Below are 15687 nucleotides of genomic sequence, written 5' to 3'. Positions count from 1 at the left end.
ACCCGCCGGATCCGGTTGGTTGCCAGTTGGTCGGACCGGTTGCGGGTGCTCCACTGCATGGTTCGGTTTGACCTCGCCCCAGGGACAGGGGACAGACTCCCCGGTATGCCACGGTGGTTGACCAGCGGTCAGTTCCTGATTCAGTCACGACTGAGCCCGAAGGCGTTACGCCTCTACGAGCAGCGGAAACTGTTGAACCCGGCTCACATCGACGCCCGCACCGGCTACCGCTACTACGGCCCCGCGGAGCTTGACCGCGCTCGCCGTGTCACTCTGCTCCGCGCGATCGGCATGCCTCTGGCGGACATCGCCGACGTCCTCAGCGTTTCCGGTCCGCCAGCGGTCGGCAAGGTGGAGTCGTACTGGCGTGACGCCGAGACCAAGCACGCCGCCCGCCGGCCGCTGGTAAGCCACCTGCTGGAGCTACTCGGCGATCAAGGACTTCCCATGGCGGCCTACGAGGTCCATCATCGGGACGTCCCAACCCAAAAGGTGATCTTCGTCCAGCGGCACGTGACCGCCGACCGGCTGCCGCGCGTTCTGCCCGAAACCACACAGTTACTGTTCGACCACCTCACCGCTGCCGGCGGCACGCTGTCCGGGCCGGTGTTCGTCGCGTACCACGGGCTGGTCACCGAGGACTCCAACGGACCCGTCGAGGTGTGTGTCCCGACGAGGGACCCAGTGCAGCCCGACGGGCTCGTCGGGGTCCGGATCGAGCGAGCACACCGGCAGGCGTACATGTCGCTCACGAAAGCGCAGGCGACCTACCCGACGATCCTGCGCGCCTACGATGCGATCGGCCACTGGCTTCGGGAGCACGACCAAGTGCTGAGCGCATCAGCGCGGGAGGTCTATCAGCCGAACTGGGCCGACGCCGCCGATGACGAATACTGCGTCGATGTCGCCTTCCCCTACGAACCGGCAGCGCCTTTGTAGGCCGTAACAGGCACGCCGGCTACCGTACGGTCTCGAGGCCATTAACTTGAGCAATAGTCAAGAGTTGTGGATGAGAAATCTTGATTAGGCAGTCGTGGCCATGCTCGTGACGGGCTCGGCGGTTGTCTGTACGTCTTGCTGGCGTCCCGCGGTCACGTCCGTGTGAGGGGTGGCGGCATGTGGCAGCCCTGAGCGCCGCGGGCGGGGACGGCGGCGCGGGGCGACGACCGCCGGGCGGTCGTCGCCCGGCGTGCGCCGGCGGGTGGTGCCGGCCGGTCGTAGCGCAGGGCCGGGGTCAGGTGCCCGGGTGGCCGTCGGCGGGGATCTCGAAGATGAGTTCGCGGCCGTCTTCGTCGTCCCACTGCTCGCCGACGTAGACGAAGCCGAGTCCGGCGATGGTGGCGAGGGACGCCACGTTGTCGGGGCTGATGGTCGCGCGGACGGTCTGGACGGTGGGTTCGGCTGCGGCGCGGTGCAGCAGCGCGTGCAGCATGGCCCGGGCGTAGCCGCGGCGGCGGAAGGTGGGGTCGACGGAGTAGGCGATCTCCGCCGTGCCGGCCTCGTTGGGTGGTCCGTGGAATCCGGCGTGCCCGACGACCTCGTCAGCACCGTTGACCGCTGCCCGGGCGAACCACACGGCGGTCGCCGGGTCGGCGGCGATCTGGCTGAGGCGCAGCCGCCACAGCCAGCGGGCCTCGTCGGTTACGAAGTAGTCGGTGAGGGCGATCCCGGCCTCGGCGCTGGCGGTGGAGAGGTCAGCGTCGGCCAGGGCCTTCATCGCGGTGGGGGGCAGTTCGACGAACCGGACCAGCGGCGTGTCGGCGGAGGGCTGGGCCCGTTGATCGTTTTCAGGAGTCACTGGCGGATGGTGGCACGACGCCGGTACCCGATCTACTGCTTTTCGGCGTGGTTGCGCTCCGTCGGCGCGCGGGCCTTGGCGTCCCACGCCGATCCGGCTGCCGCCCGCTACGCGCTGGCGGGCACCGTGGGTGCGGTGTCCTGGCGTAGTGCTTGCAGGATGTCCAGTTCCCCGTCGATGTCGCCGTTTGGCTTCGAGGCGACGGTGGGCGTGGACAAGGGCTACACCGAAGCCCCAGTTGCTTCCAGTGCTGCAGTCCCACCCCGTTCTCGATGGGGCGGCGGCCGTCAATCCATGGCATGAGCGAGCAGGTGAGAGTGCTGCGTACGGCACAGGTTTCGCCGGTGTGGGTGCGTATGGGACCGAGGATGCCAGGCGTTTCGTGATCGGCGAGGTGGGCAGTCAGGGCGATGGCTGACCCCGGAGCGGAGCGGCTGACCTTTACGGCGAATGCTGTCCCTTGGTGTTCACCGCGCCATCGGCTGGCGTCGCGGTCGGTGCCCGTGGCTACGGGGGTGAGGTTGTCCAGTTCGATCCCGTAGCTGTCCTTCACCCATGCTTGAAGAGTATCCGCAGCGATCACGGCGGAAGTCTTGCAGGGGTAGCCGGCGTACGCCTCCGGATATTCGGTAGCCCTGACTCGCTGGAGATGCCCTTCACTGGCGGATACGGACGGGGAACTCGTCGGCCTACGCGAGTTCGTCAATCCCCCCGTACGTACTGTGCGGCGGGATTATCCGGCAGGCGTTCCCGTGGGCGTTGTTTGAACGTGATCTGGTGGATCCGCAGTCGTTCGGCGGCCACATGCTTTAGGGCTGGATGTCGGTCCGGGTCGCGGTGAGGCCCCAGGTGGCGTACGGCAGCGTGACGGATCCACCCAGTTCGGCGGCCGCCGTGCCCACGGCCGCCAGCACCTCCGCTACCTGGTCGGGCGGCAGACTGCTGAGGCCGCCCGAGGTCTGCACCAGATCCAAGAGCTCGTCGCGGGTGTACGAGTGCTCCCAGTCGTACCGCCACAGCTCGGGCTCGCCGAATCCGCCCGCCTGGCGGATCCCGTCCGCGGCCCTGGCGTACAGCGCCTGGTACCCGTCCAGCATCGAGCCCCCCGGCCATCCGCTGAGGTTGATCGGCGAGTCAGGGGCCACGCGGCGGTACGCCGCAGCGAGGGCCTCCGCCACGGTGGGCGGAAGCTGGTACACGTGCCCGAACGGTGCCAGCACGCCGCCCGGCCGCAGGATCCGTGCCGCCTTCGCCGCGCCCGCGACCGGGTCGACCCAGTGCCAGGCCGTACCGGAGACGACCGCGTCGAAGGTGCGCCCGGCCGGCTCCCACGCCTCGAAGGTCGCGACCTCGACCTCAAGGCCGGTCGTCCGCGCGAAGTCGGCCATCCGCGGGTCGGTTTCGACACCGAGCACCGCGCAGCCGGCGGCGAGGAACTGGCGGGCTTCGATGCCGGTGCCGCAGCCGACGTCGAGGAAGTCGGTGCCAGGACTGGCGGCCACGATTCGCTCGATCATGGCGTCGGGGTACGGGGGCCGGTTCCGGTCGTACCGTTCGGGGTCGATCCCGAACGACTCCGCCATGCGACGGTGCAGGTGCGGTTCCGGCCTGGGTGGGGGCGGTATAGTGACCATTCGCCCACTCTAGTGGGCGCTTGCCCACTACGGCAATCGCGCTCAGTGAAGGAAGGGGTGCCACGTTGCCGACCGGCGTAGCACTGCAGGACCCACGCCGACAACTCTTCGACGCCGCCGTGCGGGTGCTGGTCCGGGACGGCGTCACCGGCCTGACCAGCCGAGCGGTCGCCACGGAGGCGGGCGTCGCCAAGGGAGTCCTGCATCGACACTTCGCTGACTTCGACGCCTTCCTCGCCGAGCTCGTGCTGGACCGCATTGCTCACGTCGAGGCTCAGGCCACCGCCCTGCAGAACGCGGCCGGGACCGGTACCGTCACCGACAACCTGACCCGCGCCCTGATGACCCTCTTCGAGCCGGTCATGGTCGCGATCGTTGTCCTCGTCATCGCCCGCGACGAACTGCGTACGCGGCTGCGCAGGGCCGGCACCGCCCGACTCCCGCTCGTCGGCGAGGGCGCGGCCATGATCGCTGGGTACCTGACGGCCGAGCGCGAGCACGGCCGGATCGCGTCCGACGCCGACGTCGACACGCTCGCGCCTACCCTGATCGGCGCCGCGCACCTGCTGTTCACCGAGCGGAAGGGCAGTTCGCCAGAGCCTGGAGCCGTCCGCAGGGTCGTGACCGCGGTCCTGGCCAGCGCCATGCGGTAACCGTGATCCCACGCCGCGGCCTCGGCGGTACTGGTTGTTCGTGCGCTGCCCGGGTTGCCGTTCTCCGGGGCACTCCTCGCGCCGAGGTTGACCCGAGTTCCGTGGATTTCGGTGGCGGCCCGCTGGTTAGGCGGCGTTGCGGCAGCAGCGTGACCTCGTGTGCAGGAAGCTCGAGCGCCGAAGCCGTGGCTGTCGATCAGAGGGTCTGGGCTGTGTGCTATCCCGGGGTGACGGGTCCGAGGTCGTCAGGCCTAATCGTCTTCGCCACCTCGCTCAGGTCATTGTCCAGCTGGTGATCGCGCCCGGGCAGCCGGTGCAGCTGTGCATGCGGGATGGCGCGGGCGTACAGGTCGGCATGCGACGGTGGGGCGGTTTCGTCCTGGAGTCCATGGAACACATGCACCGGCACGCCTTGCGGCAGCCTCGCGCCCAGGTCGTGTGGCAGCTCGAACTCGTCGCCGGGCCAGCCGCCCGCACCGACGAACGGAGCGGCGATCAACACGATCGCCCTGAGCTCCGGCTCCGGTGGCCGCTTGGCGAGCGCGTTGATGAGGATCGTCCCGCCCACCGAATGGCCGGCGACGACCGCGCCGTCGTCCAAGGCGTTCATCTCACGCCGGATGGCCGCGCTCCACCTGGCGTAGCTCGGATTGTCCTCGTCGGGCATGCGCGGGTAGTGGACCTCGTACCCGTCCCCGAGCTCCCGCCTCAGGCTGTCGAAAAGCTTGTCGTCCCATTCGTCGTGCGCGCCCGCGCCGCCGCCCTGGATGAACAGGATCTGCCGGGTCCCTGCCATGACGGTCCTCCTTCGGGTGGGACTTCACATCGGGCTGATCAACACCAACGAGCACCAGCCGAATCTGCCGCAAGCGATGCAAACGGTCCGTCGGGCTGAGTTCGGCCGCGGTGTGCTACTCGTACTCCTGCCCGCACCGGGCCAGCTCCGCGAGATTGGCCCAGCCGAGGGAGCCGATGGTGTGCTCGCCCGGCTCCGGTTCGTTCCCCAACGGCACGACGGGGCCAGGAACTGGTTTCCGTCGGCCGTCGTCTTCGCTCCAGCCGCCCAGTGCTCCGGCCATCCCGCATTCCAGGTACGCCTGCGGATCGAAGTTGTACCAGCGGAGGTCCGTGGCTCGCACACATCCTGCCGGGCGGGGTGCGTTGATGCCGAGCCGGGCGTACTCGTCCAGCGGTCCCTGATCGGCGAAGTCGGCCAGGTCCGCGATCTGAGACAGCACGATGGCTTCCCAGTCGGCGTACGACGTCGGCTCGTCCGTGTAGCGAAACGAGGCGGAACGCCACGAGGCCCGCAGTGGCGCCGGCTCGACCATGCCCGCCGCCACGACCATCGCGGCAACCGTATCCAGGTCCAGGGAGACTCGACCCGACAGCGGCTGGGCAACTCGCCACCACGCACGCAGGAACACGTCCAAACTGCGCGTGGCGGCGTTCATGTGTTCGCCTTCCTGGACAAGGCGTCGGTAAAGGTCGCGGTTTGTGCGGCAGACCGGCCCGGGTGGCCCGTCGACCCAGTAGGTCTGCTTATGCGCCACACCAGACTCCAGTGCCAGGGCCTTAGCCAGCGCCTCAACCCGGTCAGCAAAGGTGCGCATCCGGACCCGGTTGCCGTTGTCGTCCTGCCGCCAGAGCTCCCACACCGCCACAGCAGCACCGTAGTCGTGGCCGCTCTCCGTCGAAAAGCCACATCCGCTCTGGCCGCGCTTCGCGCGATTTGCCTCATCCGCGAGGCGCGGCCATGCTGATCTGCCGCCGGCCCCGCGTCCGCCAGCCACTGTCGTCCGACTGCGTCAGGTACGGTGCGCCATGCCACGGCGCGGGGCCACGATCTGGGCGGGGCGGCGCCGCGCCGTTCGCTTGGGTGCCGCCAGGATTTGAGCCACGGCGTCCGTTTGGCGGGCTTGGCCCAGCGCTCGCGTGGCGCAACGACCTCCGGGAGATGACGGCGCTCGGGCCTTGCCGACGAGGGAAAGAAACTTCTGGTTCCGCGGCTGCATCCGTAGGCCGATGGGACATCCGCCTGCGTACCGCCGTACGTGGCGTACCGCTGCGTCGCGAGGAGCTTGTCAGTTCCAGCGGACGGCAAAAGGCAAAGGCAAGGAGGTCTCTCCTTGCCACTCTTAACGTATAGCGCACCGGGGGGCTTGCGGCAAGACCGGTGTTGTGGCGCAGAATCGTCGGCCGAGGCCACAACCTGCGGAAACGGGGGGCACGACGTGCGTGCTTCGGAGGTATCGCAAATGATCGAGCAGTACGTGTTGGATCTCCAAGATGTTGACGAGATGCAGGTCGCGGTCGTTGGCGGCAAGGGCGCGCACCTGGGCGGGCTGTCGCGGATCGAAGGCATCCGCGTGCCGGCTGGCTTCTGCGTGACGACGGACGCCTTCCGGCGGATCATGGCGGAAGCGCCGTCGATCGACGATCGGCTCGATCAGCTGTCGCGCCTGAACCCGGACGACCGGGAGGCGATCCGCACGCTCAGCGCGGAGATCCGCCGGACGATCGAAGGGACCGCCATCCCGGGCGATCTCGTGGCGGCGATCACCCGCGCGCTCGCCCAGCTCGGCGAGCACGCCGCCTACGCCGTCCGATCCAGCGCGACGGCAGAGGACCTGCCGACGGCCTCCTTCGCCGGCCAGCAGGACACGTACCTCAACGTCGTGGGACCGGCGGCGATCCTTGAGCACGTCAGCCGGTGCTGGGCGTCGCTGTTCACCGAGCGGGCCGTGACCTACCGCCAGCGGAACGGCATCGACCACCGTACGGTCCACATGGCCGTGGTCGTACAGCAGATGGTCTTCCCGCATGCGGCCGGCATCCTGTTCACCGCCGACCCCGTCACAGGCAACCGGAAGGTCGCCACCGTGGACGCCAGCTTCGGCCTCGGCGAGGCCCTCGTCTCCGGCCTGGTGAACCCGGACACCTTCAAGGTGCGCGACGGCGAAATCGTCGCCAAGGCGATCGCCGCCAAGCAGCTTTGCGTTCACGCCCTGCCGGCTGGCGGTACCGAGGAAGTGGCGATCGACCCGCAGCGGCAGGAGCAGCCGGCGCTGACGGACGCGCAGGTCGTGCGGCTCGTGCAGCTCGGCCGGCGGATCGAAACGCACTTCGGCCGCCCGCAGGACATCGAATGGTGCCTGGTCGGCGAAGACTTCCAGATCGTCCAGAGCCGGCCGATCACCACGCTGTTCCCCATCCCCTCGGCCGGCGACGCCGGGAACCGCGTCTACCTCTCAGTCGGCCACCAACAGATGATGACCGACCCGATGAAGCCACTGGGCGTCTCGGTGTGGCAGTTGACAGCTATGGCGCCGATGCACGAGGCCGGCGGGAGGCTGTTCGTCGACGCCACCCGGGTCCTGGCCTCGCCCGCGAGCCGCGCCGGTTTCCTGGAGATGGCGGGGAGATCCGATCCGCTGACCAGGGACGCGTTGGAGACCGTCCTCGACCGCGACGACTTCGTCCCGTCGCTGCCGGACGCGGGTACCGGCGGGCCGCCGGCCAGCGGCGCGCCCGCCCCGATCGAGAACGATCCGGCCATCGTCACCGAGCTGATCGAGCGCAGCCAGGCGTCCATCGCCGCCCTGCGGCGTGACATTCGGACGAAGTCGGGACCGGCGCTGTTCGACTTCCTGCTGGAGGCGTTCCAGGAGCACAAGCGAGTCCTCAGCGATCCGCTGAGCATGCAGGCGATCATGGCGGGGATGGAGGCCACCTGGTGGCTCAACGACCAGCTGCAGGAGTGGCTGGGCGAGAAGAACGCGGCCGATACGCTCACCCTGTCGGCCCCCAACAACGTCACCTCGGAGATGGGACTGGCGCTGCTCGACGTCGCCGACGTGATCCGTCCGCACCCGGAGGTGGTGGCGTTCCTGCAGGGCGTCGAGGATGAGGGCTTCCTGGACGAGCTGCCGAAGCTCGCGGGCGGCACCGAAGCGCGTGACGCCATCGAGGCCTACCTCGACCGGTACGGCATGCGCTGCATCGGCGAGATCGACATCACGAGGCCGCGTTGGCGCGAGCGCCCCACCACGCTCGTGCCCGTGATCCTCGACCACGTCAGGAACTTCGAGCCGGGCGCCGCCGGGCGGCGCTTCGAGCAAGGGCGGCAGGAGGCGCAGAAGAAGGAACAGGAGGTGCTCTCACGCTTGCGGGCCCTGCCGGACGGGGAGCAGAAAGCCGACGAGGCCAAGCGGATGATCGACCGGGTCCGGACCTTCATCGGCTACCGGGAGTACCCGAAGTACGGCATCGTCAGCCGCTACTTCGTCTACAAGCAGGCCTTGCTGGAAGAGGCTGAGCGCCTCGTGCAGGCCAACGTGCTCGCTGAGAAGGAAGACATCTTCTACCTCACGTTCCAGGAGCTCCACGACGCCGTGCGCTCGAACCGAGTGGATGACCAGCTGATCCAGCAGCGCAAGGACGCGTTCCGGTCGTACCACGCGCTCACGCCGCCCCGGGTGCTCACATCTGACGGCGAGGCCGTCGCCGGCGCGTACCGGCGCGACGACGTGCCAGCTGGTGCCCTGATCGGCTTACCGGTTTCCGCTGGGACCATCGAGGGGAGGGCCCGCGTCATTCTCGACATGGCGCAGGCCGATCTCGAGGCGGGCGACATCCTGGTCACGGCCTACACCGATCCCAGTTGGTCGCCCTTGTTCGTCGCGATCGCAGGCCTGGTGACGGAGGTGGGCGGCCTGATGACCCATGGCGCAGTGATCGCCCGGGAGTACGGCTTGCCTGCCGTCGTCGGTGTGGTGGATGCCACCCGGCTTATCCGGGACGGGCAGCGGATCCGCGTGCACGGGACCGACGGGTACGTCGAGATCCTGTCTTGACCGACCGCACCGAGAAGGCCCATCGCTTCCGTCACCGGCAACCGGGCCGTCGGCACGGTGATCTCCGATCAGACGAGTTTGCTCCAGATCGGCTCTGATTTGGTGGGGCAACGGGCACGCGTCAGCGGGGCGGCGAGGCCTGCTCCAGTGGGCGTCCGTGGGCTCGGATCGTGTCCAAGACGGCGACGCCGAGCAGGACGGCGGCAGCTGCTGCGGCGACCCCGAGTGGCGGCAGGCCGACCATCACCGGCGCTAGGGCCGCGAGGACGAGGATCCCGATCGGTCGTGGCCGGGACACGCGGGCGAAGGCCACGTGTTCGAATACTGCGCGCCCGGCGAGGTAGAGCGCGGGTCCGCCGAGGATGGCGCCGACCCAGGCCGGTTTGGCGTGTCCGGATGGATCGGTGAGGGTGAGTTCGGAACCGGCTGAGGTGGCGACGATGCCGGCCACCATGAGCAGGTGGGAGAGTTCGGCCGACCGGCCGAGTCGGCCGGGATTGGCGGATGCCGCGATGGCCTCGCCCAAGATCTGGCCGGCTCGGTAGAAGTAGATCCGCCACAGCAACACCGTGGTGACGAACGACAGTACAAGGGCCAATATTCGTTCAGCCACGATTGGACCGTGTAGAAGAGTCGATCCGGTGGTCAGGATCGTCTCCCCAAGCGCGACGATGACGAACTGCCAGTAGCGTTCGGCCAGGTGCTCGCCCGCGACGGCCCACGGGGATACCTGTGAGCGCCCCAGCCGTGGTACCGGCCAGCCGAGTGTGCCCCCTAGGTAGTCGATCGCCAAGGCCAGCAGCCACAGCAAATTGCGCGTCAGCTCTGGTGCGAAAGCTCCGGTGAGCCACGGTACGGCCGACGCGCCGAACCAGACGAGCGCCAGCATGTTGATGCGGCGCAGCTCGTGGCTCCGCATGGTGAGTGCGAAGAAGAGGGTGCGGCCCACCTGGATCGCAACGTACGTGCTCGCGAAGAGCAGGCCGGTCTCGGCGAGAGCTCCGGATATCGCGACCGCCAGGAACAGGCTCCCGAGCATTGTCGCGAGGACAACGATTTGGATCGCCGGGTGCAACGGGTCGAATCGGCTGGTCATCCACGCCGTCTGGGTCCAGATCCACCAGATGGCCAGGAACAGCAGCAGGGTCTCGCCGTTTTCCGAAAGGGTAGTGGTCAACGTCTCGGCGATGTGGCCGGTGGTGTAGTCCAGCACCAACTCGTTCACGATCCGGGTGAGCGCGAAGACGTAGACCAGATCGAAGAACAGTTCCAGGAAGGTCGGCCGCTGCGGGCTCCCACGCTTGCGCAGCAGATTGGCCACTCTGTTCGTCGTCACCGGCCCGCCCGCTTCGTCGGCTTGTCGCTGAAGCAGTCGTACCACGTCGCCGCGCCGTCCACGGATAAGACGCATCTCCCGGTGGCTGAAGGGTTTGACCGCCAGAGAGGGCTGCCGCGCCCAGCTTCGTGCTTCAACCGCTCCATCAGAGCGGGGGAACTCAGTTCGACCGGTTCCTGCCGCTTCCCGCCGATGACTTGGACGGATGGGAGCGCGCGGTTGCTCACCTGGTGACTGCGGTCGGTGACCGCACGCAGTACGAGTCCGGCTGGTATGGCTGCTGCATGACCGTGCTCGGCTGGTTTCTCGACTCGGTCGGCATCGAGTCCACCCGCCGGGAGGAACTGCTCGAACACGCGGTCGCCGCTTCGACAGTTGGGTGGAGCCGCCGAGAGCGGTCGGGGAGTCGGTAGCCGAGGGCCTGGCCCGGCGGGTGGCCGATGACCACTCCTGATCAATTGGCGGTGTGGCAGCGGTTGCGGGATACCGTCGGCTGGCGGGATGTCGTCCCGCACCTGAAGGCGCCGGTGTCGGCGATTCGTGACGGCTTCGTCGGTTTCGCCCGCAAATCCGCCGGGCGTGACCCGCAACGGCTGGGCCGGTTCCTGGCCGCGTACGACGACGTGCGGCTCGAAGCCGCCGCCGGCACCGACCTCACCTCGGGCCTACTGGCCCGCTGGAATCGGATCATCCGTGGTGTCCCCGTCGCGGCGTTCCGCCGGGCACCGGCGCACGCGAAGAGCGGTCGGGAACGGTACGGGCTGCACGCCGACACCGAGCAACGGTTCGCCTCTGTGGCAGAGGCCGCCGACCGGGAAACACCGGTGACGGCCCGGGCCTACCTCGACGTCGCCTTCTTCCACCCGTACGGCGACGGCAACGCTCGTTTGGCCGGGGTGGTGTTCCAGTTCGTGCTGCTGCGCGAGAGCGTCGAACTCGACGAGGTCGCGCCGATCCGCACGACGGTGCGCCGCGCCGACGACGCTGGGGGAGCAGCGGACCTGGCCCGGCTGGTCCACGGCATCGCCGCGGCCACCCATCGCCGCTGGCTGCGGGCGAACAGGTAGGCGAAGATCGACGATGCCAGGCGGAATCTAAGCCAAGGTCAAGTGCGCACTTCTACCGCAGGCAGCGCGGCGGCGCTGCCGGGCGTGCGCGGGACGTACCGGTCGACGCCTGCAACTCGCTCCTCCCGGAGTCGGCGGACGCCTTCGGCTGCGGCCATGTGCAGCGGCACCGCGAGGGCAGGGTGCTGCGGTGACCGCAGGTCGGTGAGCGCACGGGCCGGCTCGGCGGCGTGTCAGCGTTCGCTGCCCAGTACCTCGCTGACGTCGTTCGGCGAGTTGAAGCTATCCGCCCTCAGCCGGCGGAGTGTGTCGAGGACCCTGTCGTCGGCGCCGTTGGCCCGCGCGCGCTCCACGAGCGTGTCCTTGTCCGCCGGGTAGTCGACGCCGCGGAGGAACTTCTGCAACTGGATCGGATTGACAGCCATGTGGCACTCGTACCCAAACGGCTGACCAGCATTCCCGTCCGACACCGCTCCGGAAGATCGTGCGACCGCCTCGGTGGGGCAGAGATCACGGCGCCCGATCAGGAGCGGCCGCGGCCGAAGTCCAACGAAGCCGCGGAAGACAGGTTCGCGCGACCGTCACCCGCTGCCCGTGCGATGCGGGCACCGGCGCGATGAGCGTGGACGACGGTAGGTCGGTCGGCTCAGGCGTGAGCGGGCTCGGGGGTCAGGTGCTCGGCGAGCACCGCGAGGTGCGTTCTGCGCGCCTCGGTGTGGACGTGCCGCCCGGCTTCGGTGACCGTGACGAAAACGCCGCGGCGGTCGGCCTCGCACAGCGCCCGCGCGACCAGGCCGCTCTTCTCGAGGCGGGCGACTGTGCGGGACAGCGCGCTCTGGCTGAGGTACATGTCGGCCGCGAGGTCTTGCATGCGGCGCTTGTCACAGTCGGCCGAGATCAGCCGGTCGAGCGTCTCGAATTCGCTCATGGTGAGTCCGTGCCCGTCCTGCAGTGCGCGCTCCAGGTGGCAGGCGACCTCGTTGTAGCAGGTCAGCAGCGTATGCCAGCGTTCGATGAGGCCGGTTTCGGACATCATGCCGGGCATCCTACTCGTCAGGCGGGCCTTATGCACCTGCATTATGTGCTTGGGAACATAGTGCGTGGACATCTAATGCACGTGCATCTAGTGTTCCCCGTCGTGACTATCGTCGAAACCTCCCCCGCGGTCGGCACGACCGCGACGGTCCCCACGACCACACCGGCCGGACAGCACTGGACCCCTCGGCTCTGGGGAGTTCTCGCGGTGTTGTGCACCGTGCTCTTCCTTGACGGGCTCGACGTCTCGATGGTCGGCGTGGCCCTGCCGTCCATCGGTACCGAACTCGGCCTGACGACCACCTCGCTGCAGTGGATCATCAACGGCTACATCCTCGGCTACGGCGGGCTGCTTCTGCTCGGCGGCCGTACCGCGGACCTGCTCGGGCGGCGCCGCGTCTTCCTGGCCGCACTCGCCGTCTTCGCCGTCGCCTCGCTGATCGGCGGACTCGTCGACGACGGCACCCTGCTGATCGCCACCCGGTTCGTCAAGGGCCTGGCCGCCGCGTTCACCGCACCGACCGCGATGTCGATCCTGACCACCACGTTCCAAGCGGGCCCCGCCCGGAACCGAGCGCTGTCGATCTTCACGGTCTTCGGCGCCAGCGGGTACTCCTCCGGGCTCATCCTCGGCGGACTGCTCACCGGTATCGGCTGGCGGTGGACGTTCCTGATCCCCGTCCCGCTCGCGGTCGCAGCCCTGCTCGCCGGCTTGGCGCTGATCCCGCGGGACAGGGCGGCCGCCGAAGGAGGCCACGACCTCATCGGCGCGGTGACCCTCACCGCCGGCATGCTGCTCGCCGTGTACACGGTGGTCTCGGCACCCGACCGGGGCTGGCTCGACCCGGTCACGATCGGCTCGATCATCGCCGCCGCCGCGCTGCTCGCCGGCTTCGTCGTCACCGAAACCAAGGTGCGGCACCCGCTGATCCGACTCGACATCCTGAAGATCGGCTCGATCGTCCGGGCCAACCTGAGCGTGATCGCACTGTTCGGCTCATACCTGAGCTTCCAGTTCATGATGACGATCTACCTGCAGGACGTACTGGCATGGTCGCCGCTGCGGATGGCCCTGGCCCTGCTACCCGCCGGGCTCCTGGTCGCATTCAGCTCGCCGTTCATGGGCCGACTCATCGACCGGTACGGCACGCAGCGGCTCATCGTCACGGCCATGGCCTCGCTCAGCGTCGGGTACGTCTGGTTCCTCGCGACCGCCGGAGACGCGCCGCACTACCTCGTGACGGTCCTGCCCACCATGCTGCTGCTCGGCGGCGGGTTCGCGTTCGGGTTCAGCTCGATCATGGCGCAGGCCACCGACGGAATCGACGATTCCGAGCAAGGGCTGGCCTCCGGCCTGGTGCAGACCTCCGGTCAGGTCGGCGCCGCGCTGGTCCTCGCCGCGGTGACCGCGCTCGTGGCGGCGAACGCACCGGGTGCCGGCCAGGAGAGCGACTTCGGCCAGTTCCACCCGGGCATCAACCTCGTCACCGGCGTCGCGCTGGTCGGGCTGCTGCTCAACCTGACCCCGCTGCTCACCCGGAGCCGCGGCCGCCACGCCTGAGCTGGCGTACGTTGGCGCTCCGGCGCCGGAGCGCCAACGTACGCCAGCTGAACGGGCGGCGTGTGTACAGCGATGCACCCGCCAGCTCCATGCCCGAAACGGCGGCGACGAGCTGCCACTTGCCATTCGCCAGGGCCGCACGGTCGATGATCATCTGACCGCTGCTGGACCGACCTTCAGCGCGTTATCCCGAGGTTAGGTTCTGCTCGCCGCCAACGACGACCTGTCAGTAAGACTGCCAGCGGACTCTTAATCCGCGGGTTCGGGGTTCGAGTCCCTGGCGGCGCTTGAAGGTATCAGCATGCGAACCGCTCCAGCGGACTTGATGTTCCGCGTGTTCGCGGCCGGGCTCCCGGGATCCCATCGTTCGTACGGGCACCGCCATCCGGTGGGCTCTATTCCTGCAGTCCGGCTCGTATGTGGGCGGCGAGGCGGTCGCTGAGGACGGTGAGCCGGGGCAGATGGCTGCTGGCGTACCAGCCGGCCTTGTGTTTGCGCAGTAGTTGCTCACCGTGTTCGTGCCAAGTGAAGGCGGGTTTGCCGGTGGCCGCTCGTAGGACGCGATCGGCGTTGTCGGGGTGGCGGGCAGCGAGCCGCTGCAGCGGGACCGGATCGACGGTGTCGTCGTGGAGGTATGCCTTAACGGTCTCCTTGTGTCGGCGGCGGCGCATGAGGTCGGGGTCAGCGAAGGCCTGCTGGGCAAGGGCATAGTCCGCGTACATGCCGAGGCCGGTCTGCTGGTCGTAGATCACGCCGATGGTTTCGACCGCGTCGTCGAGCCAGTCCAGGTCGGTCGGCGGGGCGGTGCCGGGTTCGCCGGAGTAGGTGTCCCAGTACCGGCGCATGGCCTTGTCAAGTTCGTCCACGCCGAGGGTGACCTCGTCGCTGCCGAAGTGCGCGACGAACGCGGCGTGCTGGGCGCGTTGCAGAGCCCACGCGTGGGCGAGGCGCTGCGGGTTGTGGAAGACGAGTGCGGGCTGCTCGGCCGCGAGGCGGACTGCCGAACTGTAGGCGTCGGCCCGGTCCTGGGCCGGGTAGAGGGCGGTGGTGCCGCTGAGGAGCCAATCGCCGTGAACGGGCACGATGCGGCTGCCGATGAATGAGCCGGGCGGCATCCGGTCGAAAATCGACTCGTCGGTGTTGGTGCGGATGCGGTAGGGCAGATCGTCGATGAGGTTCACGGTGTGCAGGACAGGGCCATCGCGTCCGGTTACCTCGAAGACGCCTTCGCGTACGTCGCGCCAGCCGAGGAGGAATTCGCGCTCGGTGTCGGGCAGTTCAGGATGGGCTTCGACGAACAGGTCGACGAGGGTGCGTCCGTCGTGCAGGCGGTGCTGCTGAATGAACCAGTCGAAGAAGTTCGACAGCTCCGCCTCGTCTTCGACGACGACGACCCGCCCGAACCGGGCTCTGATCTCCTGCCGGAACGCGCGGTCTAAGCGCGGCTTCCGCGCGTAGTCGAGCAGCTCACGCTTTAGCGTCCCGCTGCGCTGCACCAACTCGTCGATCGATGACATCCGGCCGCCCTTCGTCATGACGAGACTATGCCCCGAGTCATGCCATGCCTGCGGCAGGGCGGGTCATCGTCATCTTTTCGCGGCTCCGGCGACCGGCGTTGCGTGATCCCGTCATCGGGTCGGTTCGGGCGGGCGAGACTGGCGGTGTGGAGCTGCTGATCGGCAGGAATCCGGACGAGGCATCGACCCTGCCGTACTTGCTGAAGGGGCTGTGGGGCGACGGGCTGGTG

Annotated in this window: 15 protein-coding genes; 7 read left to right on the top strand and 8 right to left on the bottom strand. The window is 68.5% G+C overall.

The window, feature by feature from the left end; all coding sequences use genetic code 11:
• Window positions 1-117: 117 nt before the first annotated feature.
• Window positions 118-939, top strand: a complete 822-nt coding sequence (locus tag FXF52_RS36780) for a MerR family transcriptional regulator (protein WP_187413932.1) — start codon at window positions 118-120, stop codon at window positions 937-939.
• 295 nt (window positions 940-1234) lie between these two features.
• Here the strand turns inward: FXF52_RS36780 and FXF52_RS36775 are convergent, their stop codons facing one another.
• The gene (locus FXF52_RS36775) at window positions 1235-1798 is read right to left on the bottom strand and encodes a GNAT family protein (protein WP_319993808.1); all 564 of its coding nucleotides are present in this window, start codon (window positions 1796-1798) and stop codon (window positions 1235-1237) included.
• A gap of 809 nt (window positions 1799-2607) precedes the next feature.
• Window positions 2608-3381: a class I SAM-dependent methyltransferase gene (locus FXF52_RS36770; protein ID WP_187413931.1), complete on the bottom strand. Its 774-nt coding sequence runs from the start codon at window positions 3379-3381 to the stop codon at window positions 2608-2610.
• A 116-nt stretch (window positions 3382-3497) separates the two neighbouring features.
• On the opposite strand from FXF52_RS36770, the gene FXF52_RS36765 reads away from it, so the two are divergent.
• Window positions 3498-4085 carry a TetR/AcrR family transcriptional regulator gene (locus tag FXF52_RS36765; protein ID WP_148804288.1) on the top strand — a complete coding sequence of 196 codons (588 nt, stop codon included), beginning with the start codon at window positions 3498-3500 and terminating at the stop codon, window positions 4083-4085.
• Between the two features lie 217 nt (window positions 4086-4302).
• Here FXF52_RS36765 and FXF52_RS36760 read toward each other — a convergent pair whose 3' ends face one another.
• Window positions 4303-4881, bottom strand: a complete 579-nt coding sequence (locus FXF52_RS36760; RefSeq protein WP_148804287.1) for an alpha/beta fold hydrolase — start codon at window positions 4879-4881, stop codon at window positions 4303-4305.
• A gap of 115 nt (window positions 4882-4996) precedes the next feature.
• Window positions 4997-5749 (bottom strand): hypothetical protein, encoded by a 753-nt coding sequence (locus FXF52_RS36755; protein WP_148804286.1) that lies wholly within the window; start codon window positions 5747-5749, stop codon window positions 4997-4999.
• 594 nt (window positions 5750-6343) lie between these two features.
• On the opposite strand from FXF52_RS36755, the gene rph reads away from it, so the two are divergent.
• Window positions 6344-8941, top strand: a complete 2598-nt coding sequence (rph, locus tag FXF52_RS36750) for a rifamycin-inactivating phosphotransferase (protein WP_148804285.1) — start codon at window positions 6344-6346, stop codon at window positions 8939-8941.
• Between the two features lie 121 nt (window positions 8942-9062).
• Here rph and FXF52_RS36745 read toward each other — a convergent pair whose 3' ends face one another.
• Entirely contained in the window at window positions 9063-10262 is a 1200-nt protein-coding gene (locus FXF52_RS36745; protein ID WP_255472736.1) for a low temperature requirement protein A, read from the bottom strand.
• A 245-nt stretch (window positions 10263-10507) separates the two neighbouring features.
• On the opposite strand from FXF52_RS36745, the gene FXF52_RS36740 reads away from it, so the two are divergent.
• Window positions 10508-10690, top strand: a complete 183-nt coding sequence (locus FXF52_RS36740) for a hypothetical protein (RefSeq protein WP_148804283.1) — start codon at window positions 10508-10510, stop codon at window positions 10688-10690.
• Between the two features lie 27 nt (window positions 10691-10717).
• Window positions 10718-11344: a hypothetical protein gene (locus FXF52_RS36735; protein WP_148804282.1), complete on the top strand. Its 627-nt coding sequence runs from the start codon at window positions 10718-10720 to the stop codon at window positions 11342-11344.
• 233 nt (window positions 11345-11577) lie between these two features.
• Here FXF52_RS36735 and FXF52_RS36730 read toward each other — a convergent pair whose 3' ends face one another.
• Both FXF52_RS36730 and FXF52_RS36725 read right to left on the bottom strand, forming a co-directional pair.
• Entirely contained in the window at window positions 11578-11769 is a 192-nt protein-coding gene (locus FXF52_RS36730; protein WP_148804281.1) for a DUF2795 domain-containing protein, read from the bottom strand.
• 221 nt (window positions 11770-11990) lie between these two features.
• Window positions 11991-12380 (bottom strand): MarR family winged helix-turn-helix transcriptional regulator, encoded by a 390-nt coding sequence (locus FXF52_RS36725; RefSeq protein WP_148804280.1) that lies wholly within the window; start codon window positions 12378-12380, stop codon window positions 11991-11993.
• Window positions 12381-12482: 102 nt separating this feature from the next.
• Between FXF52_RS36725 and FXF52_RS36720 the strand changes: the two genes are divergently transcribed.
• Window positions 12483-13940 (top strand): MFS transporter, encoded by a 1458-nt coding sequence (locus tag FXF52_RS36720; protein ID WP_148804279.1) that lies wholly within the window; start codon window positions 12483-12485, stop codon window positions 13938-13940.
• 395 nt (window positions 13941-14335) lie between these two features.
• On the opposite strand, the gene FXF52_RS36715 is transcribed toward FXF52_RS36720, so the two are convergent.
• Entirely contained in the window at window positions 14336-15475 is a 1140-nt protein-coding gene (locus FXF52_RS36715) for a hypothetical protein (protein ID WP_148804278.1), read from the bottom strand.
• Window positions 15476-15501: 26 nt separating this feature from the next.
• Between FXF52_RS36715 and FXF52_RS42685 the strand changes: the two genes are divergently transcribed.
• Window positions 15502-15687, top strand: a 186-nt coding sequence (locus tag FXF52_RS42685) for a hypothetical protein (protein ID WP_222870880.1), incomplete at its 3' end; no start/stop codon positions are given.

It is taken from the genome of Micromonospora sp. MP36 (genome assembly GCF_008119785.1).
Lineage (GTDB): Bacteria > Actinomycetota > Actinomycetes > Mycobacteriales > Micromonosporaceae > Micromonospora.
Note: the sequence above shows the minus strand (reverse complement) of the source record. Positions and strands in the feature narration are given on the sequence as shown.